General features: G+C 69.2%; 17 protein-coding genes and 1 pseudogene. 6 read left to right on the top strand and 12 right to left on the bottom strand.

The features are described 5' to 3' along the window. Positions 1-25: 25 nt before the first annotated feature. Positions 26-514 carry a GNAT family N-acetyltransferase gene (locus ACZ60Q_RS02200; protein WP_469627065.1) on the bottom strand — a complete coding sequence of 163 codons (489 nt, stop codon included), beginning with the start codon at positions 512-514 and terminating at the stop codon, positions 26-28. 110 nt (positions 515-624) lie between these two features. On the opposite strand from ACZ60Q_RS02200, the gene ACZ60Q_RS02195 reads away from it, so the two are divergent. Both ACZ60Q_RS02195 and ACZ60Q_RS02190 read left to right on the top strand, forming a co-directional pair. Next, a complete protein-coding gene (locus tag ACZ60Q_RS02195) occupies positions 625-765 on the top strand; it encodes a hypothetical protein (protein ID WP_469627063.1) in 141 nt (46 codons plus the stop codon). Positions 766-853: 88 nt separating this feature from the next. Continuing rightward, positions 854-3,109: a bifunctional glycosyltransferase 87/phosphatase PAP2 family protein gene (locus ACZ60Q_RS02190; protein ID WP_469627060.1), complete on the top strand. Its 2,256-nt coding sequence runs from the start codon at positions 854-856 to the stop codon at positions 3,107-3,109. Between the two features lie 207 nt (positions 3,110-3,316). Here ACZ60Q_RS02190 and ACZ60Q_RS02185 read toward each other — a convergent pair whose 3' ends face one another. Further along, positions 3,317-4,570 (bottom strand): cytochrome P450, encoded by a 1,254-nt coding sequence (locus ACZ60Q_RS02185; RefSeq protein WP_469627055.1) that lies wholly within the window; start codon positions 4,568-4,570, stop codon positions 3,317-3,319. 305 nt (positions 4,571-4,875) lie between these two features. On the opposite strand from ACZ60Q_RS02185, the gene ACZ60Q_RS02180 reads away from it, so the two are divergent. Beyond that, the gene (locus ACZ60Q_RS02180; protein WP_469627053.1) at positions 4,876-6,054 is read left to right on the top strand and encodes a steroid 3-ketoacyl-CoA thiolase; all 1,179 of its coding nucleotides are present in this window, start codon (positions 4,876-4,878) and stop codon (positions 6,052-6,054) included. Here ACZ60Q_RS02180 and ACZ60Q_RS02175 read toward each other — a convergent pair. The 6 genes from ACZ60Q_RS02175 to ACZ60Q_RS02150 all read right to left on the bottom strand — a co-directional run bounded on the left by ACZ60Q_RS02175 (position 6,038) and on the right by ACZ60Q_RS02150 (position 13,233). After that, positions 6,038-6,928 carry an ECF transporter S component gene (locus tag ACZ60Q_RS02175; protein ID WP_469627050.1) on the bottom strand — a complete coding sequence of 297 codons (891 nt, stop codon included), beginning with the start codon at positions 6,926-6,928 and terminating at the stop codon, positions 6,038-6,040. The genes ACZ60Q_RS02180 and ACZ60Q_RS02175 overlap by 17 nt on opposite strands. Beyond that, entirely contained in the window at positions 6,925-8,673 is a 1,749-nt protein-coding gene (locus ACZ60Q_RS02170; RefSeq protein ID WP_469627047.1) for an ABC transporter ATP-binding protein, read from the bottom strand. Before ACZ60Q_RS02170 ends, ACZ60Q_RS02175 begins: the two co-directional genes overlap by 4 nt. Further along, the gene (locus ACZ60Q_RS02165) at positions 8,670-9,917 is read right to left on the bottom strand and encodes an energy-coupling factor transporter transmembrane component T (RefSeq protein ID WP_469627044.1); all 1,248 of its coding nucleotides are present in this window, start codon (positions 9,915-9,917) and stop codon (positions 8,670-8,672) included. Before ACZ60Q_RS02165 ends, ACZ60Q_RS02170 begins: the two co-directional genes overlap by 4 nt. Next, complete coding sequence (locus tag ACZ60Q_RS02160) at positions 9,914-10,669, bottom strand: SCO2322 family protein (RefSeq protein WP_469627041.1); 756 nt, start codon at positions 10,667-10,669, stop codon at positions 9,914-9,916. Before ACZ60Q_RS02160 ends, ACZ60Q_RS02165 begins: the two co-directional genes overlap by 4 nt. Further along, positions 10,666-11,916, bottom strand: a complete 1,251-nt coding sequence (locus ACZ60Q_RS02155; RefSeq protein WP_469627038.1) for a prenyltransferase/squalene oxidase repeat-containing protein — start codon at positions 11,914-11,916, stop codon at positions 10,666-10,668. Before ACZ60Q_RS02155 ends, ACZ60Q_RS02160 begins: the two co-directional genes overlap by 4 nt. A 279-nt stretch (positions 11,917-12,195) precedes the next feature. Next, complete coding sequence (locus ACZ60Q_RS02150) at positions 12,196-13,233, bottom strand: MBL fold metallo-hydrolase (RefSeq protein WP_469627035.1); 1,038 nt, start codon at positions 13,231-13,233, stop codon at positions 12,196-12,198. A gap of 186 nt (positions 13,234-13,419) precedes the next feature. Between ACZ60Q_RS02150 and ACZ60Q_RS02145 the strand changes: the two genes are divergently transcribed. Together ACZ60Q_RS02145 and ACZ60Q_RS02140 are read left to right on the top strand one after the other, a co-directional pair. Then, positions 13,420-14,880 (top strand): aldehyde dehydrogenase, encoded by a 1,461-nt coding sequence (locus ACZ60Q_RS02145; RefSeq protein WP_469627033.1) that lies wholly within the window; start codon positions 13,420-13,422, stop codon positions 14,878-14,880. Beyond that, positions 14,880-15,113 carry a ferredoxin gene (locus tag ACZ60Q_RS02140; protein ID WP_469627031.1) on the top strand — a complete coding sequence of 78 codons (234 nt, stop codon included), beginning with the start codon at positions 14,880-14,882 and terminating at the stop codon, positions 15,111-15,113. Before ACZ60Q_RS02145 ends, ACZ60Q_RS02140 begins: the two co-directional genes overlap by 1 nt. Positions 15,114-15,379: 266 nt before the next feature. Here ACZ60Q_RS02140 and ACZ60Q_RS02135 read toward each other — a convergent pair whose 3' ends face one another. The 3 genes from ACZ60Q_RS02135 to ACZ60Q_RS02125 form a co-directional block, all read right to left on the bottom strand. After that, positions 15,380-15,886 (bottom strand): hypothetical protein, encoded by a 507-nt coding sequence (locus ACZ60Q_RS02135; protein ID WP_469627028.1) that lies wholly within the window; start codon positions 15,884-15,886, stop codon positions 15,380-15,382. A 543-nt stretch (positions 15,887-16,429) separates the two neighbouring features. Beyond that, a complete protein-coding gene (locus ACZ60Q_RS02130) occupies positions 16,430-16,705 on the bottom strand; it encodes a DUF7848 domain-containing protein (RefSeq protein WP_469627026.1) in 276 nt (91 codons plus the stop codon). Then, a complete protein-coding gene (locus ACZ60Q_RS02125) occupies positions 16,698-16,994 on the bottom strand; it encodes a hypothetical protein (RefSeq protein WP_469627023.1) in 297 nt (98 codons plus the stop codon). Before ACZ60Q_RS02125 ends, ACZ60Q_RS02130 begins: the two co-directional genes overlap by 8 nt. Positions 16,995-17,088: 94 nt before the next feature. Between ACZ60Q_RS02125 and ACZ60Q_RS02120 the strand changes: the two are divergent. Then, positions 17,089-17,844, top strand: a pseudogene (locus ACZ60Q_RS02120) (tyrosine-type recombinase/integrase); the annotation flags it as partial. 502 nt (positions 17,845-18,346) lie between these two features. Here the strand turns inward: ACZ60Q_RS02120 and ACZ60Q_RS02115 are convergent. After that, positions 18,347-25,303 (bottom strand): polymorphic toxin-type HINT domain-containing protein, encoded by a 6,957-nt coding sequence (locus ACZ60Q_RS02115; RefSeq protein ID WP_469627021.1) that lies wholly within the window; start codon positions 25,301-25,303, stop codon positions 18,347-18,349. Positions 25,304-25,326 lie beyond the last annotated feature (23 nt).

Genomic DNA, 25,326 nt, shown 5'->3' with positions numbered 1-25,326 from the left:
GTCGGCCGACAGGCCGGACGCCGCGTCACAGCTCCTTGGCGAACCAGTGCTCCGCGAACGGGTTGCGCCGGTGGAACGCCGGCACCTCCCGGTACCCGTGCTTCGTGTACAGCCCGCGCGCCTCCACCAGGTCGTCGCGGGTGTCCAGCCGCAGCAGCCGTACGCCGTACGCCCTCGCCGCCTCCTCCACCGCGGCCAGCAGCAGCCCGCCGCCGCCCGTGCCCCGGAACGCCGGGCGCACGTACACCCGCGTCAGCTCCGCCGTGCCCGGCCCCGCGGACTCCGTCAGCACCAGCCCGGCGCAGCTCGCGGCCTTGTTCCCGTACCGGCCGACGACGAACTGTCCGTTCGGCGGTGCGAGCAGGTCGGCCCCGTCGCCGTCGAGCCCGTCGTCGATCTCCTCGGGGGTGGCGGGCCGCTGCCAGTAGCGGCTCGCGACCTCGTCGTAGTAGTCCCGGCGCAGTGCGCTCGCGTCGGGGGAGTCGAATCGTTCGGCGGCCACGGTCCAGGTCATGTGGGCATTCTCGCTGCCGCACGGCCGAACGACGACGCGATTTACTTGTAGGGGGCAGTAGTGACCTGCCGTCCACCGACGCGGCCGGGACGGTCGGCCCGGTGCCGGCCATGGCCAAGGACGTGCCGCCGGCCGACGCGTGGACGGCGGGCGCCCCGGCCGATCCGAACGCCTGGGCCCCGGGGATCCCGCGGCCGGTAGGACCCCTGGTCATCCTGGCGGACGACCTCTTCGGGACCGAAGCAGGATGACAGTCAGGCAAAGAGGGGGTTGATTGTGTCTACCTCGTAGGGCAATGCGAGGCTTCATCCGGCATGGCCCCACTCGAAGTGGCGATGCATGGAACGGTGGGAGGGTCGGCGCAGCGTGGTGAATGCGGATCACAGTGTGCGCGGTGACGCGGCGACGGACACGGGAGCGGGGGCCGGGCTGACCCGGGCCCTGCTCTGGCTGGTCGTGGCCGTGCTGGCGGTACGGCAGGTGGCGGTGGTGCTCCGGCAGCCACCGGGGGAGCGGCTCCTCGATCTGGAGACCTGGATCGGGGAGAACGGTGTCCTGCACGTGACGGGCTCGCTGTACGACAGCGGCCGGTTCACCGGCACGCCCTTCGCCGGGCTGGTCCTGAAACCTCTCACCGCTTCGGCCCAGGAGGCCCTGGGCATCGCGTGGACGTTCGGGTCCCTGCTGCTCGTCGTCGCCCTCGGCCTCGTCGCGGCCCGGGCCCTGCCCTCGCCGGTAGGCCGCCGGACGGCCCTGCTCGCGGCCCCCGTCGCGATCAGCCTGCTCATGCTGTCGCTGCCGGTCCGCAACGCCCTGCACCTGGGCCAGACCAGCGTCCTGCCCGTCCTGTTGGTGCTCCTGGCCTGCTTCGTCGTCCGGGAGCACCGGGCGGCGGGCGTTCTCGTCGGCCTCGCCGCCGCCTTCCAGCCGATGCTGCTGCTCTTCGCCGCTCTGCTCTGGCTGACGGGCAGACGGCAGGTTTCGGTGAGCGCGGGCGTGACCTTCGCCCTCGCCACGGCCGCCGCCTGGGCGGCGGCGCCGAAGGACTCGTGGACGTACTGGGTGCACCATCTCGCGGGTGCCGGACTGGGGGAGCGGCCGGACAGCCTCGCCAACCAGTCCCTGCACGGGGCGCTGCTCAGGCTCGGCCTCGAAGGCCCCGTGGAGATCGCCCTGTTCCTGGTGCTCTCCGCCGCCGTCGTGGTCGTCGGGCTGCGGCGCGCGGTGCGGTACGCGAAGGACGGACAGTTGCTCCTCGCGGTGGCCGTGACCGGCTGTGTCGTGGTCGCCGTCTCGCCGACCGCCTGGCAGCACCAGCTGCTCTGGGTGCTCCTCGCGGTCGTCGGCAAGGTCGGCAAGCGGGCCTCCGACCGGCTGGTCTGGCCGTCCGTGGTGCTGCTGGTCGTCATCCTGCCGGCAACGATGCTGCTGCCGAACATCGAGACGCTCTACCCGATACGGGACAACGCGCTGCTCCTCGTGGCGCTCGGCGCGGCCTGTCTCGCCCCGTTCGTGTCCCGCACCTCGCCGTACTGGCAGCACCCGGTCCCCACCGACCACGCGAAACCGGTCGCGGCGCGCTGGAGACGCGTGCCGCTCCTGCCGTTCTGGCGTCGGGTCCTCACCCGCCCCAACCTGCTGCTGGAACTCCTGCTCATCCGGGTCGTCTACGACGCCTACGCGCAGGTTCGTCTCGCGGCCAGGGCGGGCCGCCCGCTCGCCGAGGAGCACGGCCGGCAGATCCACGCCATCGAGCAGTGGCTGCGCATCGACATCGAGCACTGGGTCAACCACACGGTCGTGCAGATCGGCTGGCTGCGTGAGTTCTTCGACTACTACTACTCCACGTTCCACTTCATCGTCCCGCTGACGATCCTCGGCGTGCTGTACGTGCGCCGCCCCGCCGACTACCGCTGGGTCCGCTCGTCCATCGGCTTCGCCACCCTGCTCGCTCTCGTCGGCTTCTGGCTCTACCCTCTGGCCCCGCCCCGGCTCATGCCCGGCCTCGGCTTCATCGACACCGTCCACGGGGTGCAGGACTTCGCGAAGCCCGACTACGGGACGTTGACCACCGTCACCAACCAGTACGCGGCGATGCCGTCGCTGCACTTCGGCTGGTCGCTGTGGTGCGGTGTGGTGATCGTGATGCTGGCCCCGAAGCTCTGGATGAAGGCGCTCGGCCTGCTGCACCCGCTCTTCACGATCGCCGCGATCGTGGCCACCGCCAACCACTGGGTGCTCGACGCGGCGGGCGGCGCACTCGTCGTGGCGATGGGCTTCGGGCTGACGTATCTGCTGGCGGGGCCGCGAAGGCTCCAGACCGGCGAGGAGCGGACGGCGGAACCCGCGCGGACGTCGTCACACCCCGCCGGCCCCGAGCTCGCATCCGGCCCCGACCCCGCATCCGACCCCGAGCCCGGTACCGACCCCGACCCCGATCCCGATCCCGGCACCGCGACCCCGAGCTCGGCACCGACCCCGATCCCGATCCCGGCACAGACCCGGAGCGTGAAGCGGGGTGCCGAGGTGAGCTCGGCGGACGCCGAGGTGAGCGCCGAGGACGCCGAAGCGGCCGAGCAGGTCGGCGGCAAGTAGGCGGCAGGTCCGGCGGCGAGCAGTCGGCCCGGCCGCGTCGGGCGGAGCGCGCCGAAGGGGTGCCGGGACGGCTGGCGAACCGTCCCGGCACCCCTTCGGCATGGATCCTCGCGTGTTCCGCGGTCCGCCCGGCCGGTGCCGCCCGCCATCCGGGCGGCACCGGACCGCACGGTGCGGCACCATCCGGGCGGCACCGTACAGCCGGTGTCAGGTGGCCGCGACCGTGGTCACCTGGAGCTGCTTGATCCCGTTGAGCCAGGCAGAACGCAGCCGCCGCGGGTCCTTCAGGAGTCGCAGGTCCGGCAGCACGTCGGCGATGGCGTTGAAGATCAGGTCGATCTCCATCACGGCCAGCGACTTGCCCAGGCAGAAGTGCGGGCCGCCGCCCCCGAACCCGAGGTGCGGGTTGGGGTCGCGGGTGATGTCGAAGGTCTCGGGGGCGTCGAACACCTCGGGGTCGTTGTTGGCCGAGGAGTAGAACAGCCCCACCCGCTCCCCCTTCCTGATCCGTTGACCGCCCAGCTCCAGGTCCTGGGTGGCGGTCCGCTGGAAGGAGACGACCGGGGTCGCCCAGCGCACGATCTCCTCGGCCGTGGTCTTCGGGCGCTCCCGTTTGTAGAGCTCCCACTGTTCGGGGTGGGTGAGGAAGGCGTGCATGCCATGACTGATCGCGTTACGGGTCGTCTCGTTCCCGGCCACCGCGAGCAGGATCACGAAGAACCCGAACTCGTCCGAGGACAGGTTCCCCTGACCCTCCGCCGCGACGAGTTGGCTCACGATGTCCTGGGCCGGGCACTCCTTGCGGGCCGCCGCCAGGTTCATCGAGTACGCCACGATCTCCATCGCCGCCTCGGCGCCGACCTCCTCGGTGATCGCGTACTCCGGATCGTCGTACGCGGCCATCTTGTTGGACCAGTCGAAGATCTTCGCACGGTCCTCCTGCGGTACGCCGATGAGCTCGGCGATGGCCTGGAGCGGGAGCTCCACAGCGATGTCGGTCACGAAGTCGAAGGAGCCGTCGGTGCCGGCGGACGCCAGGGCGGTCTCGACGATGGAGCGGGCCCTGGAGCGCAGGGCCCGCTCCAGGGAGCGCACCGCGCGCGGGGTGAAGCCGCGCTGGACGATCTGGCGGACCCGGGTGTGCTCCGGCGGGTCCATGTTCAGCATGATCATCTTCTGGACGTCGATCTGGTCGCGGCTGATCGTCTCGTTGAAGCGGATGACGGCGGTGTTGGTGTTCGAGGAGAACAACTCGGGGTGGGTGGAGACGTACTTGACATCCGCGTGACGGGTGACGGCCCAGTAGCCCTCGTCGCCGAACCCGGAGATGTTGTGGGGCTGGGTGCACCACCAGACCGGCGCGGTCTCCCGCATCAGAGCGAACTCCGGGTGCGGCACCCGGGTTTGGAGGAGGTCGGGATCGGTGAAGTCGAACCCGTCGGGCAGATGGGGGCAGCGCATGGGCACCTCTCCACTCCGGAACAGTCGGCGAACAGCCGGACGGCCGCCACTGTCTGACGCTCCATCAGAAGTTCTCCGCAAGGTAGTAACGAGTTCTGCAAGTGGCAAGGGCCGTGGTCGGATCCGTTGCCTCCGGACCCGGTGCGCGCCCGCCGTCCCGCCGGAGGGGCGCACGCGCGGTGCGTGCACGCCCCTTGCGCAGTCGGGGCCCCGTCACGAGACTGCTAGCAGAACTAGAACGCGTACCAGTTCCTTCCGCGGGCGCCGGGACGCCCCCTGCGGAAGCGCGAGGAGAGGACGAGCTCATGGCCGCGGAACCCGTCATCGTCGAAGCCGTACGCACTCCCATCGGCAGGCGCGGAGGCGCACTCGCCAACCTGCACCCCGCCTATCTGCTGGGCGAGACCTACCGTGAACTTCTCGGCCGCACCGGCATCCAGGCCGACTGCGTCGAACAGATCGTCGGCGGCACCGTCACCCACGCCGGTGAGCAGTCCATGAACCCGGCCCGCAACGCCTGGCTGTCCGTGGGACTGCCGTACGAGACCGCCGCCACCACCGTCGACTGCCAGTGCGGCTCCTCGCAGCAGGCCTCCCACATGGTCGCCAACATGGTCGCCGCCGGGGTCATCGACGTGGGCATCAGCTGCGGCGTCGAGGCGATGTCCCGGGTGCCGCTGGGCAGCGGCTCCAAGCACGGCCCGGGAAAGCCCTGGCCCGACGAGTGGAACGTCGACCTGCCCAACCAGTTCGAGGCCGCCGAGCGTATCGCCCGCAAGCGCGGCCTGACCCGGGAGCGGGTCGACGCGCTCGGCCTGCTCTCCCAGCAGCGGGCGGCCGCCGCCTGGGCGGAGGAGCGCTTCAAACGCGAGACGTACGCCGTCCAGGTCCCGACCACCGAGGAGGAGCAGGCGGCCGGCCAGGGCATGTGGCGGCTCGTCGACCGGGACGAGGGGCTGCGCGACACCTCGATGGAGGCGCTCGCCGGGCTGAAGGCCGTCATGCCGAACGCGATCCACACCGCCGGCAACTCCTCGCAGATATCGGACGGCGCCTGCGCGATCATGTGGTCCTCCAAGCGCATGGCGCGGGCCCTCAAGCTCAGGCCCCGGGCCCGGATCGTGGCCCAGGCCCTGGTCGGCTCCGACCCGCACTTCCACCTGGACGGTCCGATCGACGCGACCCGGGCGGTGCTCGGCAAGGCGGGCATGACGTTGCGGGACATCGACCTCGTCGAGATCAACGAAGCGTTCGCGTCGGTGGTGCTGAGCTGGGCGCAGGAGTTCGAGGGGGACCTCGACGGCCTGGAGAAGGTCAACGTCAACGGCGGAGCGATAGCGCTGGGCCACCCCGTCGGCGCGACGGGCGCCCGGCTGATCACCACGGCCCTGCACGAACTGGAACGGCGTGACAAGGAGTTCGCGCTCATCACGATGTGTGCGGGAGGGGCCCTGGCGACGGGCACGATCATTCAGCGGCTGTGACCCCGGTGTCCCTGCCCGGTGAGCCCGGGGCCGGTCCCGGGCTCTCGGGCCCCCCGAACACGGCGCGCGCGTCGAAGGCGGCGCGACGGGTGGCCCGGCGCAGCGCCTTCAGCAGCGTCGGGCCGATCGTGACCGTCAGGATCACGGTCAGCGCCGCCCGCCCCAGGTCCCAGCCCAGTGAGGTCGCCGCACAGTAGGCGAGGAAGCGCACCAGGTTCTCGTTCAGCGGGTCGCCCGCGACGAACGAGATCCCCGACCCCAGCCCGGCGATGAGCGTCCAGCCCTGCAGATTCATCACCGTGCCGTACGCGAACGCCGCCACGCAGCCGTACGCCGCCAGCATCGCCGACTCCGCCCGCCCGCGCAGCCGGTCCGCTCCCGGCAGCAGCCCCGCGCCCATGGCGAACCAGCCCATCGACAGCATCTGGAACGGCATCCACGGCCCCACCCCGCCGGTCAGCAGCGCCGAGGCGAACATGGTCACCGAGCCGAGCACGAAACCGAAACCGGGGCCCAGCACCCGCCCGCTCAGCACCATCAGGAAGAACATCGGTTCCAGGCCCGCCGTCCCGGCCCCGAGCGGGCGCAGCGCCGCCCCGACCGCCGCCAGCACCCCGAGCATCGCGACGGCCTTCGCGTCCATGCCGGACTCGGAGATCGTCGCCACCGCCACGGCGACGAGCAAGGGCAGCAGCGCCGCGAACAGCCAGGGCGCGTCCCGCGCGTGCGCCAGTCCGGACCCGGCGTCCGCCAGCAGCGGCCACCCGAAGGCGACCGCGCCGATGGCCCCGGTCAGCAGCAGCACGGCGACCGACTTCGGCCCGAGCCGCACGGGCCGGGCCGCCCGCTCCCGTACCTCCTTCGTGCCGCTCACGCTCCCGCCTCCAGCGCGCCGCGCACCTGGGACACGGTCAGCCACTCCTGCGGGGCCAGGATCTTCGCCGTCTGCGGGGCGAACGCGGGCGAGGAGACCACCACCCGCCCGGTCGGGCCGTCCGCGACGACCTCCCCGTCGGCGAGGATCACCACCCGGTGCGCCAGCTCGGCCGCCAGCTCCACGTCGTGTGTCGCCAGGACGATCGCGTGCCCCTCGGACGCCAGGGAGCGCAGCACGCCGACGAGACGGGCCTTCGCCGCGTAGTCCAGGCCCCGTGTCGGCTCGTCCAGCAGCAACAGCGGCGGCCGGCCCGTCAGCACCAGCGCCAGGGCCAGCGCGAGCCGCTGGCCTTCCGACAGGTCCCGGGGGTGGGTGTCGTCCCCGACGCCCGGCAGCAGCTCCGACACCAGCGCCCGGCAGGAACCCGCCGCCGCGCCCGCGTCCCGGTCGGCGGCGGCGCACTCGGCGGCCACCGTGTCCGCGTACAGCAGATCGCGCGGCTCCTGCGGTACGAGGCCGACCCGGCGCACCATCGCCCGGGGGTCCGTCCGGGCCGGGGCCAGGCCGCCGACGCGCACGGTGCCCGCGGTGGGCTCGATCATGCCGACCAGGGCCCCGAGGAGCGTGGACTTGCCCGCCCCGTTGCGGCCCATCAGGGCCACCGTCTCGCCCGGGGCCACGGTGAGCGTCACCCGCCGCAGCGCCTCGACCCGACCGCGCCGCACCCCGAGCCCGTCCACCCGGGTGACCGGATCGACGGCCGGGGTGGCCGGGGCGCCGGCCCCGCGTCCCAGGAGCCGGGCGAACCGGCCGGTCCGTGGCGGCTCGGCAGCGACCGGAACGGGCGCCTCCGGAGTCCCCGGAGTCCCCGGAGTCCCCGGAGTCCCCGGAGTCTCTGGCGCCTCCGGGGGCGCGGGCGGCGAGGCGTCCGCCAGCCGCTCCCGGAGCCCGCCCGCCCCGCGCCGGGCGTCCCGTACCGACAGGGGCAGCGGGTCCCAGCCCGCGAGCAGACCCAGCTCGGCCACGGGCGGCCGTACCGGGGACACTTTCATGATCCCGGCGGGCGGCCCCATCACGGGGGCGGCGCCGGGGGCGGGCAGGAGGATCACCTGGTCCGCGTACTGCACCACGCGCTCCAGCCGGTGCTCGGCCATCAGCACGGTCGTGCCCAGGTCGTGCACCAGCCGCTGGAGCACCGCGAGGACCTCCTCGGCCGCCGCCGGGTCCAGCGCGGAGGTAGGCTCGTCCAGTACCAGCACCTTCGGGTGCGGGGTGAGTACCGAACCGATCGCCACCCGCTGCTGCTGGCCGCCCGAGAGGGTCGCGATCGGCCGGTCGCGCAGCTCGGCCAGGCCCAGCAGGTCGAGCGTCTCCTCGACCCGGCGGCGCATCACGTCGGGGGCCAGCCCCAGCGACTCCATGCCGTACGCGAGCTCGTCCTCGACGGTGTCCGTGACGAAGTGCGCGAGCGGGTCCTGGCCCACCGTGCCGACCAGATCGGCCAGTTCGCGGGGCTTGTGCGTACGGGTGTCGCGACCGTCCACCGTGACCCGGCCCGACAGCAGTCCGCCCGTGAAGTGCGGGACGAGCCCGGAGACCGCACCCAGGAAAGTCGACTTGCCGACACCGGAGGGTCCGACGAGCAGGACGAGTTCGCCCTCGGGGACCGTGAGGTCGACGCCGGACAGCGTGGGGTGCGCCGTGGACTCGTACCGCACGGAGACCCGCTCGAACCTGATCACGCCTGCTCCTTGCCGATACGAGCCTGTTTCCCGGTCCCGTGCGAGGACGGCTTTCCGGCCCTGTGCGGGGACGGCTTCCCGATCCCGTGCGAGGACGGCTTCCCTGCCCGGTGCGAGGACGGTGGCACGGGCGCGACCAGCGCGGGCAGCAACCCGACCAGCACCGCCGCCGCGGGCCACAGCGGCAGCACCGGAGCGGCCAGCGGTACGACACCGGGGCGCATCGCGTCCGGATCCACCGCGCCCGCCCAGATCATCGCCGCCGCGACCGCCGCACCCGAGCACGCCACCAGCCAGGCCCGGGCACCCCACCGGTCCGGCCGGTAGCGGGTGCGCACCGAGCGCCGCCCGCCGAGCCGCAGCCCTGCCATCGCCGTGACCAGCCCGGCCACCAGCAACGGCAGCCCGTACACCGCCCCCTGCGCGGCCAGCAGCCCGTACGTGCCGGCGCACACCCCCAGCAGCCCGCCCAGGGTGAGGACGTTCGTGGTGTGCCGGACGGCGGCCGGGACCCGGGCGGTGCGCCCGTACCCGCGCGCGTCCATCGACGCGGCCACCGCCACCGACCGCTCCAGCGCGCCCTCCAGCACCGGCAGCCCGATCTGCGCCATGGCCCGGACGCCACCGGTCGGCCGCCCCCGCAGCCGGCGCGCGGTGCGCAGCCGGACCACATCGGCCACCATGTTCGGCGCGAACGTCATCGCGACCACCACGGCGACCCCCGCCTCGTACAGCGCACCGGGCAGCGACTTCAGCAGCCGCGCCGGGTTGGCCAGCGCGTTCGCCGCGCCGACGCAGATCAGCAGCGTGGCCAGCTTCATCCCCTCGTACAGCGAGAAGACCACCTGCTCGGCGGTGACCCGACCCCCGATCCGCACGCCCTGCGCCCAGTCGGGCAGGGGCAGTTCGGGCAGCGTCAGTACGGTGTGCGTGCCGGGGATCGACGAACCGAGGAAGACGGAGAACAGCAGACGCAGCGCCACGACGAACAGCCCGAGCTTGACGAACGCGCCGTACGAACGGGCCCATGGCGCATCCGTGCGCCGCGCCGCCACCACATAGCCCGCGACACCCACCAGCAGCCCGAGCAGCAGCGGGTTGGTCGTCCGGGACGCGGCGGTGGCCAGTCCCAGCGCCCACAGCCACCACGCCCCGGCGGGCAGCGCGTTGCCGCGGTCCGCCTCGGGGGCGTGCAGGGCACGGCGCAGCAGCCGGGCCGGAGCCGGGGCGGGGGAGGCGGTCACCGGCGGCGGCGGGCCTGGACCAGGGCGGCGACGCCCAGCAGCAGGACGGCGCCGATGCCCACGAGCAGCCCGACGGACGGACCGCCGCCGTCTCCGCCACCGTCTCCGTCGTCCTGTGCCGTGTTCGAGGCATCGGCCGTTTCCGAGGCATCGACCGTCCCCGCAGAGGCGGACGGCTTCGCACGGCCGTCCTCGCCGGAAACCTGCTCGCCGCAGCCGGCCTTCGGGTAGCCCGAGATCGCGCAGAGCATGGCGCTGCTGTCGTACCGCAGCGGTTTCGCCACCGAGGCGAGTGCCTCGGCGCTGCTGGCGTCCGGCGCGACCTGCGCGCATGCCGTGCGCGGGGCGGGCGGCTTCTCCCCGTCAGGGGCGTCCGCCGCCGTACCCGGGTCGATCACCAGCGCCACCCGCTTCTCCCCGTCCTTCGCAGGGGTGTCCGCGCAGATCGCCCCGAAGTCGGGGGCGCGGCGCGGCTGTGCGGCATCGCCCGAGTCCTCGCTCACGGCGAACCGGAAGCCCTGGACCGCGCCGTCGTCCGGGCGCAGCAGCGAGGGTCCCTGGGTGGCGTACTCCCAGTTCTTGCCGTTGCCCTCCCAGAAGGACCAGTAGCGGTATCCGGCGGCCTCCGCGCTCCCCGCGCCGAGCAGGACGGCCGAGGCGGCGACCAGGGCGGCCAGCAGCGCGGCGAAGGCATTCCGCAGCGGAGCGACGGCGGGATTCCGTAGCCGCGCCGGGACCGGCGTACGCCTCACGGCTGCTGCTTCTTCCGGCGCATGCTCAACAGGAAGCCGATGCCCGTCCCGGCGAGGAGACCGATGCCGATCAGCCACCCGAGACCCAGCCCGCCGTCGTCGCTGCTGGTGCCGCTGGAGGGCTGCGGACCGGTCGGTGTGGGCGAGGGGAGGGCGGTGGCGGCCGGGGCGGGGCCCATCGAGTTGAGCTGCTTGACGAGGTCCACGCCGCCGAAGCTGCGGGCGTCCGCGCCGGTGGCGTGCGCCGCGAGGATCAGCTGCGCGGTGGCGGCCGGGCCGCCCTGCTTCGCCCAGCCCGTGGCGTTCTTCTCCAGCCAGGCGACGGAGGCCTCGGCCCTGTCCGTGTGCCCGGAGGCGGCGAGCGCGACGACCGCGTCCGCAGTGTTGCCGTAGTCGGGCTGCGGCTCGGTGTCCTCGGCGCCCGGCATCGGGGCCTGCTCCAGATACGGCGACTTCTTCAGGGCGTCCGCGAGGAAGAAGGAGCCGTTCTGGGCGGTCTGCTCCGGGCCGAGGTCGTCGCCCTTCGTGCAGGAGGGGTCCTTGACCGCGTTGGACGTGCCGGAGGCGATGCCCTTGCCCATCAGACCGAGCACCGAGGCCGCGGTGGCGTCCGGATTGGCGGTCAGCTCGCCCTTCTTGCCCGGCTGGTAGGCGAACGCGCCGCCGTCCTTGTCCCCGCAGGGGATGGCCAGGGACTGGAGCGCGGTGTACGGGGTGCTGCCGTCGGCGGTGGTGAGCTCGTTGACCGGGACGCCGGTCCGGGCCAGTGCGCCGATGACGATGGACGTGGAGTTCGCGTCGCTCGGGCTGCCGGGGTTGTAGCCCCAGCCGCCGTCCTCGTTCTGCACGGACTTCAGCCAGTCCGCGCCGTTGTTGGCTTCGTCGCGGCGCTGGTTGATCTCGACGAGGGCCTGCACGGCGATGGCGGTGGCGTTGGTGTCCATCACCGTCGAGGCGTCACAGGGCTTGGCGGCGTCCCGGTACGAGGTGAACGCCCCGCTGTCGCACTGCTGGCCCGCCAGCCAGTCGACGGCGGCGGTGGCCGGAGTGGCGTACTCGATCTTCTGCGCGAGGAAGGCCAGCGACTGCCGCCACACCCCGTCGTACGTGGGGTCCGTGCTGCCGTAGAGCCCGGCCGGCAGATCCGCCGACGGGGAGGGGCTCGGTGCGGCGACCGCTACGGGTGCGGCCGCGCCCAGGAGCACGGCGGTGGTCGCGAGCGCGGCTGCGCTGCGGCGTACGGTCATGGCTGGCTGGGCCTCTCCTGCGAGGGCCGGACTCCCCGGGCGCCCGAGGGCCCCGGGCTCCGGCCCCGTATGCCTTGACGGTGCCGGCCACCGGGGTTCCGGTGGCCCGAGCCGGTCACGCTCCGCGGCGGGCGGTCCGGCTGCCGTCGGGCGGACGGGTCACGGCTGGGGCACTGCGCCGGATTCGCACCGGCTTCCCCCGGTACGGGCATGATGACGACCTGCCCACTCTACCGGTCCGTGGCCGGGGGGGCCGGGGGCGTACGTGACGACGGTGGCTCAGACGGCGATGTACGTCACCGGGGGTCCGCCGGGCGCGGCCTCGGCGCGGCCGAGCTTCACCAGTCGCCGCAGATGGGACTCGGCCTCGGAGACGGCGATGGACCGTGAGCCGTGCGGGATCTGTTCCCAGGGCCGGTTCCACTCCATCCGCTCCGCGAGCTGCCACGGGGTGAGGGGCGTGGCGAGCAGGGTGAGGAGCCCGGTCAGGCGCTCCTCGTGGTGGTCCAGCAGCTCCCGCACCCGTCCGCCCGCATCGGTGAACGCGTACTGGTGCGCGGGCAGCACCTCGGCCACCCCGAGCCGGCCGATCCGCTCCAGCGAGGCGAGGTAGTCGCCGAGCGGATCGGTGACGGTGGTGTCGTCGGGGTCCTCGTACAGCCCGATGTGCGGACTGATCCCCGGCAGCAGGTGGTCTCCGGAGAACAACCGCCCGTGCCCCGCCAGGTCCGCCGGATGCCGCTCCTCCAGATGGAGGCAGACGTGCCCCGGGGTGTGTCCGGGGGTCCAGACGGCGCGCAGCCGTCGCCCGGCGAGGCCGAGCAGTTCACCGGGGACGATCTCCCGGTCCGGCAGGGCGGCGCGCAGACCCGGCAGGGTCCGCGGCCGGCCGCCGCGGCGGGCGGCGCGCAACGGGGCGAGGTGCTCCTCCGGCGCGCCGACGGCGGCGAGCTTGCGGGTGAGGTAGTCGAGCCAGGTGCCGGGCTCGGATTCCCGGGTGCGCCGGACGATCGCGGTGTCGGCCTCGTGCATCGCGATCCAGGCCCCGGACGCCTCGCGGACCTGGCCGGAGAGCCCGTGGTGGTCGGGGTGGTGGTGGGTGATGACGATGCCGTGGATGTCGGCGACGGCGGTGCCGAGGGCGGCGAGCCCGGCGACCAGGGTGTCCCAGGAGGCCGGGTCGTCCCAGCCGGTGTCGATGAGGACCGGCCCCCGGTCGGTGTCGACGAGATGAACCAGGGTGTGACCGAGGGGATTGTCAGGGATGGGCACCTTGATGCTGTGGACGCCTCCACCGTGGTCGGTCACCTGAGTCATGGGCTCCCCATCTCCGCTTCGGCGTGCACTGCGCCCACTGTAACGAGAACTCGTTCCAGTGGTAGCCCTGGTCTACCAAATCATTCGCGTGCGGGGCGGTCCGCACCGTGGACTCCTGAAACAGGAACTGATATCAGTTCTGACGAGTAGTCAGCCAGTGGGGCCGGGCCGCGGGAGGCGACAGCCATGACCGAGCTTGTGGAACACGGACAACTGTTCATCGGCGGGGAGTTCACCGATCCGCTCGGCATCGAGGTCATCGAGGTGATCTCCCCGCACACCGAACAGGTCATCGGCCGTGTGCCGCACGCTTCCGAGGGCGATGTGGACCGGGCGGTCGCCGCCGCCCGCCGCGCCTTCGACGAGGGCCCCTGGCCGCGGATGGGCCTGGACGAGCGGATCGCGGTGATCACCCGGATCAAGGACGCCTTCGCCGTACGCCACGAGGAGTTCGCACGGCTGATCAGCGCCCAGAACGGCACTCCGTACAGTTCGAGCGTCATGGTGCAGGCGCTGGCCGCGATGATGGTCTGGGACTCGGCGATCACGGTGGCCCGCGACTTCCCGTACGAGGAGCGACGCGACGGTGTCCTCGGCCCCCTCCTGGTCCGCCGGGAGCCGGTCGGCGTGGTCGCCGCGGTCGTCCCGTGGAACGTCCCGCAGTTCACGGCCGCCGCGAAGCTGGCGCCGGCCCTGCTCGCGGGCTGCACGGTGGTCCTGAAGGTCTCACCGGAAACCCCCCTGGACGCCTACCTCCTGGCGGAGATAGCGGCGGAGGCGGGCCTGCCGCCCGGGGTCCTCTCCATCCTCCCGGCCGACCGGGAGGTCAGCGAATACCTGGTGGGCCACCCGGACGTGGACAAGGTCTCCTTCACCGGCTCGGTGGCGGCCGGCCGCCGCGTGATGGAGGTGGCCTCCCGCCACCTCACCCGCGTCACCCTGGAGTTGGGCGGGAAGTCGGCGGCGGTGATCCTCCCCGACGCGGACCTGGAGGCGGCGGTCGCGGGTATCGTCCCCTTCGCCTGGATGATCAACGGCCAGGCGTGCGTGGCCCAGACGCGCATCCTGGCCCCGCGCTCCCGCTACGACGAGATGGCGGAGGCCTTCACGGCGGCGGCAGGAGCCCTGCGCGTGGGCGACCCCCTGGACCCGACCACGGAACTGGGCCCCTTGGTCGCCCGCCGCCAGCAGCAACGTTCCCTGGACTACATCCGGTTGGGCCAGGAGGAGGGCGCCAAGATCCTCACCGGCGGTAACCGCCCCGCCTCCCAGGAGCGGGGCTGGTACGTCGAGCCGACCCTCTTCGGCTCGGTCGACAACTCCATGCGCATCGCCCGCGAGGAGATCTTCGGCCCGGTCATCTGCCTGATCCCGTACGGAGACGAGGACGAGGCCGTCCGCATCGCCGACGACTCCCCGTACGGCCTCAGCGGCAGCGTCTGGACGGCCGACACGGAACGCGGCATCGACGTGGCCCGCCGCGTCCGCACGGGCACGTACAGCGTGAACACCTTCAGCCTCGACATGCTCGGCCCCTTCGGCGGCTACAAGAACTCCGGCCTGGGCCGCGAGTTCGGCCCCGAGGGCTACGGCGAGTTCTTCGAGCACAAGATGATCCACCTGCCCGCCGGCTACCGGGAGGCGTGATGGGCGACCGCTGGCACGTGGAGGTCGACCGCTCCGTCTGCATCGGCTCCGGCATGTGCGTCAGCCACGCCCCGGACGGCTTCCACCTGGACTCAGCCCGCCAGTCCCACCCGACGGACGAGGACCACGACGCGAACGAACAACTCCTCGCGGCGGCGGAGGGCTGCCCCGTGGAGGCGATCACGCTGACGCTGGAGGGGTCGGGGGAGGTGGTGTTCCCGCCGGAGGAGTGAGGGGTCCGACCGTCATGGGCGGCTACTCGGATCGGGATACCAGCCCCACACGGGCACCTACAGAGGCTACGAAGCGGAAACTGACCTCGATCTTTCGTGAGGGGCAGACGAGGCGGCGCCCCTCCATCCTGCGCCGCCCTTGTCCGCTGACGTTTCCGTCAACTACCGCCGTCACCCACCGCAGAAGCCCCGCCAGAACGCACCTGGCGGGGCTTCAAGTTTGCTACTGCTGTCCAACACGTGGATTGTAGGATCGGGCTGCGAGGCTACACCTCACCCTCCAGCCAAAGATCGAATGGTGCGGCCTCCGACAGGCCGAATTTAATCGTCTTCAAGCCCCGTGCGAAGTCTTCGGCCAATTTCGAGAGCATCGCGACTAGCTCACTTTGCGCAATGCTCTCGTACTCTGGGTTTGGAACCCAGTTGGTCCGCGACTCGCAGTGAATCATCACCAGATCCTCGCTTGGTCGGAAGGTCAAAGTCCTTTCGATGCCCTGCGAGTAAAGATCCGCCTCGACTTCGCGACGTTCACGCACACTTGCCATCAGTGGCGGGAACTGCTCCATGAAGGCAGACAAGTCATACCCGACATCGAGCGGCCAATCACCGTTCCCGAAACCGCCGATGTGGAATCTGCTGCCTCCAGCATCGGAGAGGGCGCTACACGCCTCCATGACGAGGGTTTCGTAATCGTCACCTGGCTCCAGACTCGCTGGAGCAGGAGCCGCAGTACCAGACTGCACGGCCGGATTGAACGACACAGAGAAGCTCATCTCTCCAGCCTCCTAGTTCGGGCCAATAATCGGGAATCCTGTCTTGTACAGTCCATTTGGACTCGAGACGATGGTGGCTGCCCGCGCTTGGGTGATACTCCCATCCGGCATGATCACCTGCCCCAATCCATCCGGAATGCGCACCGACCTGGGACCGGCCCCTTCGACATGGAGTCCCTTCAAGAACTCTGCGGCGCCGTCATTATCCAGCCATTGACCCTGCTGATTTCCGGTACTACGAGCGCGGTCGGTCAGAGCCTTCGTGTTCTTCGCTCCGGCACCATGAGTCTTGAATGTGTGCCCCCACGTCTTCACGCTATTGGCGGCCCAATTTGTGCAGTTGCTGTTGTGAACGAGTACCGGCGTCTGACCAGCCAGCACATAGTACGTGTGCTACGCGGCCCCTCTCTGTCTGCGTATTCGCAGATCAGCGACGGTTTCGGGTTCCGCTGGTGTCCGTGATTGTGCGGGGGAATCCGTGGGCGTTGCCGTCGCTACTGCCGTCAGGCGGCGTGGACCACGCTGCCGCTGGCGCAGGGGACTTTACTGCCATGCGCCGGGCTCGGCGCGAAGAACGGTGCGGGTGGTCTGCTCGTACAACTCGTGGCCAGTGGCGGCACAGTGTCCGGCGATCCAGCGGGTCAGCTCGTCCGGTTCGTGAAGGGTGCCGGAGGTGGCGCCGCAGTCGTGTTCCTCGCCGGTGACGCAGACCGCCTCGAAGACCGGCAGGGCCAGGGAATCGGGGGCGGTGGTCACGCGGTACTCGCGAAATCGGTAGCGCCCCCGGGCCGGTGCGTCGCTGCTTGCGGGATCAGGCATCACCGCCGGCCTCTTCCTCCGCCGCGTCCGGGAGACGTCGCCCTCGCGAGTCCGCGACCCGGAGTGCGTCGGCCAGGGCCTCGGTCAGGCGGCAGGCCAGCCAGCGGTATTCGGTGGCCGAGAGGATCTTCACGCCGGGGACCGTGGTGTCTCGGGCGTACTCCAGCAGCTCCTTGCCCATGCCGAGCTGCACCGACTCGATGTCGTCGGCGAGGGTGGCCAGGCCCGGGGGTACACGATGAATCAGCCCAGGAGCGACGCGGACCGTATGCGCCGCAGGGATCTCCACGACGCGGCAGCGGGACTGACCGGCCCGCGCCTGTTGCCGTGGACCACCCCCGACGGAAAGCCCTGCTACCTCAGCACCGACGGCCGCGGTTACCTCAGTCCGCGAAGAGGAGATCCCGCGCAACGTCGCCCGCAACGTCCGCACCGGCACCCCACGGCCCCGACGCTTCGAACCCCTCACCGCCGACGAAGCCCGCCAGTTCCTCACGACCACGCGCGGACACCGGTTGCACGCCCTGTTCGAACTCGCCCTCCACACCGGACTCCGCAAGGGCGAACTCCTCGGCCTGCGCTGGGAAGACCTCGACCTCGATCGGGGCACCGCTGCCGTCCGCCGCACCTTGCAGCGCACCACCGCAGGCGGACTCACCACGCTGCCCACCAAGACGCGGGCCTCTGAACGTCGCATCGCCCTGCCCACCCGCTGCCTCCACTCGCTGAAGCATCACCACGAGCAGCAGCAGCGCGAACGGGAAGCCGCAGGCACCACATGGCAGGACAGCGGGCACGTGTTCGCCACCGCGCAGGGCGGATCAATCGACCCGACCAACCTCACACGCGCCTTCACCACGCTCCTGCGCAATGCCGGCCTCCGCCGCATCCGCTTCCACGACCTCAGACACTCCACGGCCACCCTGCTTCTGGAACAGGGCGTCGAACTCGTCGTCATCAAGGAACTCCTCGGCCACGCCCACATCGGCGTCACCGCCACCGTCTACGCCCACGTCCGACTCCGCCTCCAACGAGACGCCATAGACGTCCTCAGCATCGCCCTTGATCGTCCCGTCAACGACGAGCCGACCCGCGACGACGACGGCGACCCGCCGCTGTGCGGAGCCACAGTCCGCTGACGTTGCCGTCAACTACTGCCGTCAGACCGCGCAGAAGCCCCGTCAGGACGCACCTGACGGGGCTTCTCTTTACTTGCGCGAACCTTCAACAACTATTCGAATAGCTCCGCCTCAAGGCGATATTCGCGCCTCAAGTCCTCCACCAGGCGCCTACGCGCAAATTTCACCACTCCGCGCGCCCACCAGGCTTCCTCAAGGATCCTTGGGAACGCATCAGGGATTAGGAGTGCACGGAATCTTGAGTCTACCGCTTCCACTTCTGTGCGAAGTAGCGCAAGCTCGGGGAAGCTTTGCAGTTCCGCAGAATCCATGGCCCTCGCCAGAGAATCCCTCGATGTCAGATCATTGAAGTAGTCTTCGGCGTCACCCCGATAACCCTGTTCGCACTCTTCGACGAACGTCCTCCAGCGAGACAGGAGTGCCTCTGGTTCGACGTCACGCCACCGACCAGACTCTCTGACAAAGCTAGAGAACGCATCGCGGAAGTTCTCAGTACCGTGAGTCATCGGGCCGCCTCCCGCTGGAAGTATGCGAGCGGGTCATCTGGCCGGAAATAGGTAGTGATGGTATTTCCGTTCCTCATTCCTATTCTTCCCTGGGAATCCATTCGAATGATGACACCATCGCTTCTGACAGCTTCACGGGTGGCGGCAGGGCAGCTACCGGGACACATCAGCGCCTGCGCGTCCGCGACGTATCTTTCAAACCCATCACCCGTGTCATATTCCGGCATATCGGGCCTGCGGGTGGCGTTTCCGGAATCATCGAGACCCAGGACGTGCTTGTCGTACTTCTCGTCCGCAACGCCAATCTTGAAGTCGCAGTTGCTGTTGTGAACCAGTACCGGCGTAGCCCCCGCCAGCACATAGTACGTGTGCAGGTCTTCGACAGTCAGATTGTGGACCTCGGCAACCTGAGCCCAGTTCTTGACACCCACAATACGCTCAAGTGACCCGTCGCTGTTCAGTAGCGACTGTCCTGCGCGAAGATCTGCGGCGTCGACCCATTCTTGAAGATCTGGAACCCAGAAGGGGTGGTTGCCTGTGGCTTTGATCTTCGAGTCTGGATCCGAGGTTTCGGTGAGCGCGATAGTGATCTCGACAAGAGTCTTTTGGCCACTGCCGAGAATTTCCCTGCTGACCTTCTTCGGTTTAGTCTTGCCAGTTTTTGGATCAGTCGCCAGGACCTCGTCCCCGACTTCTACTTCCGATATTTCCTTGTGCGTTCCATCCGCCATGAGGACTTTGGTGTCTGGGAGGAAGCTGTTGCACCCGCGGCCAGCCTTGGCGAGCCTTGCGGCCTTCGCGACCTTCGCAATTTTTCCTACGGGTGTGAATCCGGCGACTGTCCAGACGCAGCCGCTCACGCTGCCGCCCGCGCAACGGATCGCGTCACGAACCCCGATGAGTTCGAGGAAGTCCTTGGTCGGGCTAACCCACCCCAAGTCGTGGGCTACTTTGCAGGATGGCCCGTCGGGCCTAGCCTGGCATTGGTTGTCGGCCCAGGTGAGGATCATCTCTGAGTAGGAGACGGACGCGTCACCCATTGAATAGTTTTGTGCGTAGAGCGCGGCCTTTGTCGGGAGGGGTGTGTCTCCGATTACTGGCTGTTTGTCGATGGGTTTGGGCTGGTTGGCGCTCCCGTTGTTTCCTCCGGGGTTGGCTGACCCACTGTTCTGGGGTGGCGTGGAGGTGTTCTGGCTTTCTTGGTAGTCCCAACCCTTTTGGGTTTTGGTCCAGTTTCCGGTGTCGGCTTTGCAGGAGCCGGTTCCGCCGCAGGCTCCGTCGGGGCGCAGGCCGGTCGGGTCGGAGAGGGTGGTGGGGTTGTTGTTGGCGTAGTTGTAGCCGTTCATCTGCTGGGGGTCGGCCAGGTCGAGGATGGGGTCGACGGAGATGAAGCGGCCGAGGTCGGGATCGTATTCGCGGGCGCCGAGGTGGGTGAGGCCTGTGGTTTTGGTGTCGTCGGTGCCGCTGACGAAGCCTCTGGTGCCTGGCCAGGTGGTGGGTGTCTGGCCGCGGATTTCGCCGAAGGGAAGGGTGCGGCGTTGGGTGATGGCGAGGGTGTTCGCCTGGATGGCGAGTTCGCCGGTGCCGTGGTGGTCGGCGACGGTGAAGGAGAAGGTTCCGTCGTCGCTGCGTATGGCTGTCTGTCCGCCGCCGAGGCCGAAGTACCGTGTGGCTTCAGCCTTGTCGGCTCCCGTACGGGCGGTGACTTCGGTGTGGCCGAGGTAGAGCGTGACCTCGGTGGGGGTGCGGCCGATCAGCCGGTTGCCTGCCGCGTCATAGAGGTAGCTGGTGGTCTTGCCGTTCTCGGTGACGGTGGCGAGACGGCCTTCGGCGTCCCAGGTGAGCTTCTGTCCCGGGCGGGTGATGGTGTTACCTGCGGGGTCGTAGCCGTAGGACTCGGTGCTGTTTCCGGAGGGGCCTGTGGTGGTGCGTGAGGTGAGGCTGTGGGCGTTCTTGGCACCGGCCGAAGGGTAGGTGTAGACGCGGCTTACGTCTTTCGCCGTGTCACCTGCGCTGTCGTGCTGCATTTCGGTCTTGCGGTTGCCGGCTTTGTCGTAGGTGAAGGACTGCCAGTAGGGTTCCGGGCCCCCGAGCTTGTTTGCCGCCGGTGCGGTGGCACAGGTGGTGACAGGCTGGGTCCACGCCTCGGTCAGCCGGGTGAGGTAGTCGTAGGTGAAGCACTGGTTGTCCGTACCGGTGCGGGAGACATCCGCGATGGACAGGATGTTGCCCGCTTCGTCGTACTTGTAGGTGGCGTGGCGGTCCACGCCGGCCTGTTCCTCCCGGTCGACACGTGTTGTGGCCAGTCTCTGGGTACCGGGCTCGTAGGAGTTTGTCATTCTGGTGCGTTTGCCGCCGTCGGTCAGGCCGACCTCGTGCATGAGGGGCTTGCCGGTATAGCTGTAGGAGGTGCTGGCGGATATGCCCTGCCCGTACACCCTGATTGGTCTGAGGGTCTGCTCTTCGTAGGTGTAGCCCACGGAGCCGCCCGGGAGGTTGCCGGCGGCGGAGTAGTTGGTTCCGTCGGGCAGGCCGGAGGGCAGGAACGTGGACCCGGTCTGGTAGGTCCCGGCGAGTTTGCCTTCGTCCCCTTCTGCTGCGGGAATGACGACGGAGGTTCTGACCGCACGGTAGAGGGCGTCGTACTGCGTGACCTTGGTGGTGTACTGCTTGCTTCCCACGTAGCGAGTGGAGGACGCGAGGTGTCCCTTGGCCCGGCTGACGGTGTCGTACTCGTGCTTCGTACGCAGGGTTCCGGTCGCTGAACTCTCACGTACCTCCGTCTGGCGTCCGAGATCGTCGTAGACGTAGGCGAGACCGGGGACGTCGGTGCGGGCACCCTTGCTGAACACGAGTTGGCCGCGGTCGTTGTAGGTGTTCTCGGTGGCGCCCTTGTCGGGGTCGGTCAGCTTTGTCTGGTGGCCGAGCTGGTCGTACTCGTAGGTCCAGCTGTTGTTGTCCGGGCCGGTGACCTTGCTGAGCTCGCCTCTGCGCGTGTACTGGTACAGCGTGCTGTCGTAGGCAGCACTCGCTGAGCGGAGGTGATGCTGGCGGAGCTCCGTGTTCTTGCCACGGGCGTCGGTGAGCGTCGTGGTCGCGGTGGTGCCCACTGGAGGGATGACAGTGGTCCGGTCCCCTCCATAGAGGGTCTTTGTGGTGCTGAGAACTTGTCCACCGTCGCCGTTTCCACGGACCTGCCGTGTTTCGACAGGACGGTTCAGGCCGTCGAACGAGGAGTGAGTCTGCGTTTCCACGGACCACGCGTTGTCGGGTTTGAAGATCTTGGCCGACGGTTTAGCGGTCGTGTAGTAGTGGGCGAACGATTTCGCTGCCAGGCCGCGCTCATCGTAGAAGACGTCGCTCAGGACGCTTCCGCCTTCAGGTCCGGGGGCCTGAGTCTGGCGCTGCCGGAGATATCCGTCGTACAGCACCCAGGACGTGACCTGGCCGCCCTGGCTGTCCAGGGCTTTCGCGGACACCGCGACTTCCTGGCCTTCGGCGACCGTGTAGTCGAACTGTTCGGTCGGTGTCTGGCTGGTCGTCCGGTTGGCCTGCCAGACCTTGACGGTTCGTCCCAGGGCGTCGTAGGCGATCTGGGTGGAGTTGTTGTTGGCGTCGGTCTGCTTCACGGCGTTGTTCCGCCGGGGGTCCACGGTGGTGGTGGACGTCAAGGACGATGTCGCGACGCCGACCGAAGCGGGCGGTGTGGTCACCTTGATCTGGGTGGGCAGGCCGGTAGCCGGCGTGTAGACGGTCGTCGTGGTGAGGCCGCCGCTCCGTGCCGTGCGTACGGGAGCTGCGGTTCCTGTGACTGTGACGTCGGCGGTCAGATCCACCATGGTGAGCTGACGCCCGTAGGAGTCGTGGGTAGTGGCGCTTTCCAGGTAAGTGGCCTTGGTCCCGTCGTGGCTCTTGAGCTTTGCGCCGGCGGTGAGGTCTCCCTTGGTCGGCGCGGCTCCGTATCCGGCGCCGTCGTAGGCGGCAAGCGCGTCGGAGACGACGTCCTTGGCTCTGTCGATCTGTGTGACGTCACACGCTTTGGCCACGGTCTCGACACGGTAGGTGAGGCCGAGGATGTTCTTGTTCGTCACCGGGGGATAGGTGGTGCGGGTGCACTGGTCGTCGGCGGCTATCGCGTCGTCGCCGTGGTCCTCGACCTGCACGACCCGTCCGGCGACGGTGTCCTGCTTGGTGGATCTGGACATCGTGCGCCACAGGACCCCGGCTCCGTTGTCCAGGGAGACCCACTGCTTGGAGTGCGAGGCGCCTGTGAAGTTGGCGGTGACCGTGCCCCAGTCACGGACCTTCTTCGCCGTCTCGTGGTGCCAGGGACGCTCGACCGACTTCTCCAGGACCTTGCCGCCCGGCTTGTCGAACGTCACCGACTTGTAGGCGAAACCGGCAGCGGACTCGTGGTCGGTGATCGGGTCGCCCTCACCGGCCGCCAGAGTGACGGCAACGCTCTTGGAGCCGCCGTTCTTGTCCTTGCGGTCGCCGTCCATCCCGCGCAGGAAGTAGGAGTCGTGCTGGGTCTTGAGAGGGACGTCACCGCCGTCTCCGCCGGTCTGGACCCGGACCTGGCCGTAGCCGCGCCACTGGGACCAGGTCTTCTCCTTCTCCTTGGTCAGGCCGTCATCGTCGTTGTAGTGCCAGGCGGCGTTGCCGGGGTACTGGTAGTGGGTCACCTCGTCGGGGGCGCCACCGGTGCGGTCCTTCGTCGTGACCGACGTTGTCACGTACTTGTTGAACCAGTGCAGTTCTGCGGGTTCGGAGCTGGTGCCGCCGAGGTACTGCGGGAAGCAGCGTGTGGTGTTGGTCTCCGGGGTGGGCAGCGCGGACCAGTTGCATGCGGCAGCTGAATAGTTGGCTACGACGCTGGATCCGTACTCGTCGTCGATGTGGCTGAGGCGGTCCTTGATGAACGGGGCGTAGCCGTCACCGATCTTGTCCAGCCGGTTGGCGAGCTGGGTGTAGGCGAACGTCGTTCTCGGCAGGGTGATGGTGGGCGTGGCGGATTCACCGGTGCGCTGAATGCTCTCCAGGAGAAGCTGGTAGTCGGTGTCGGCCATGCCCCACCGGTGGCCGAGCTTCCAGGAGTCGACCTTGTCGTAGGTGCCGCCAGTGTTCAGTACCTGGGACGTGATACCGGTCAGCCGGTTGCGGGTCCAGAACGACGGGGAGAGCCGGCCGCTGTCGCAGCTGGTTCCGGCCTTGCAGTTGAGGTCCCAAGGGGTGTCGTACCAGTAGAACGCCTTGGCGTCGATGGTGTCCGGGGCGCAGGTGACACCGGTCTGGGGCAGGCAGCGCTCCGAGCTCTGGAAGACGACCTGCGAGAGAGGCTTGGTTGCGTAAAGGTCATCGGAGCGCTGCCCGTAGTCGATGCGCTTGAGGACGCCGCCACGGGTGTAGGGGGTGTCGTCCTCGGCCTTCAGGTTCCGGCCGTAGGAGTTGCCCTCCTTCGTGTAGTGGTAACTGACAGCGTTCCCGCGGGTATCGACCGCGTAGTCGAGGTTCCACCGCCACGCCTGCTGGCACCAAGAGGTTGCGAAGGTCGTGCCGTGGCACTTTTCACCGGTGTTGTTGCCGTACACCGGGTGTGTCCAGGTCGAGTCGGTGGTGGGCTTACCAGTAGCCCATCCGGGCAGACGGTTGTAGCCGAAGAAGTACTGGGTTCCGTTGGATGTGGTCAGGCGCCAGTACTCGTTGTCGTTGTCCCCGTTGGCCCGGTCGGAGGACTCCAGCCGAGTGATGCGAGTGCCATCGTCCTTCTTGAGCTTGAATTCGTCCTTTCCAGCGGGGACCAGTTCACCGCTGGATCCGTTGAAGGAGATGAACGCGTTGTCGTAGGCCCAGCACATGTCGCCGGGCTCGCTGCCGTCCGCGTTCTTGACACCATCGTCCACGCACGGCTTGTAGCGGCGTTCGATGAAGCCGGGCCACAGGTCGAAGCCGTCACCGACCCATGATCCCTGGTTGTTGGTTCCTCCGGTGCGGCCGTCGATGGCTCCGGAGGAGTAGGAGAGGCCGATTTGTGGCTTGAAGCCGCCTGGGACCTCGGGGACGGGGATTTCGTAGGACCAGTTGAAGTCGCCGGTGTTGAGGCTGGTGTCCCAGCTCGACGAAGGCGACAGCGTCGTTGCCTTGAAGTTGCCCTTGTCCCCAGCGGCGGCAGCCGTGGCAGCGAGGACGGTGGCCGCTCCGGCCTGAAGGGATATCGACTCCGTGGTGAGCGACTGAGCTGCTGTGTCATTGGTTGTTTTCACCGCCTCGGCTCTGCGGCAGTCCGCGTCGGCTGGTGTGGTCAGCGCGCAGGCAGGCAGTTCGACCAGGTGCATGCGCGAGGCATACGAACCTCCGTAGGCCTCCGCGAATGCTGAGTAGTCCACCGTCACAGCCGCAGGGACACCAGCCGGAGGCCGGGCGGCGCGAAGTGCCGGTGTCGGTGCCTTCGCAGTCAGGGTGAACAGCACACCGTTCACACCGGCGCGCTGGGCGTGTTCGCGGCCCAGGACGCGCGATGTCACCTCTACCGGGCTGGAGAGCGGTACCGGAGCCTTCTGAGCCTTGCTGTTCGAATTTTGGCCCCCTTGCTCCTGCTGGGCGGGAGCGACGCCTATCGGTTGCCCTTTGGGCCGAATGAAGCGTGTATCTTCCCCTGGTTCGGCCGCCGGAAGAGCAAAGGAGATCTCACTGGCCGCGGGCATAGCCGCGTGCGGCTTTCCGTCAGGAACACGAGGCCCCTTAGTCACCGTCCGAGGGATGACCTTGCGGACCTTTTCCCCTGCGACGGGCTTCTCCGAGGCGGGCAGCCCCGGGAGGTTCGATGAGTCAGCCATTGCGGCTACCGGCATGGCTGCGGCTTGCAGAAGGCCGGCGATCAGTGCTGTTGACAGGACAAATGATGTACGGCGAAGTCTCCGTGGCCCTGAATGCGGTGCGCGTGCGGATCTCATGGGTGGGTGTCCATTGCTTCTGG

Source organism: Streptomyces sp. NPDC104313 (assembly GCF_055583985.1).
Note: the sequence above shows the minus strand (reverse complement) of the source record. Positions and strands in the feature narration are given on the sequence as shown.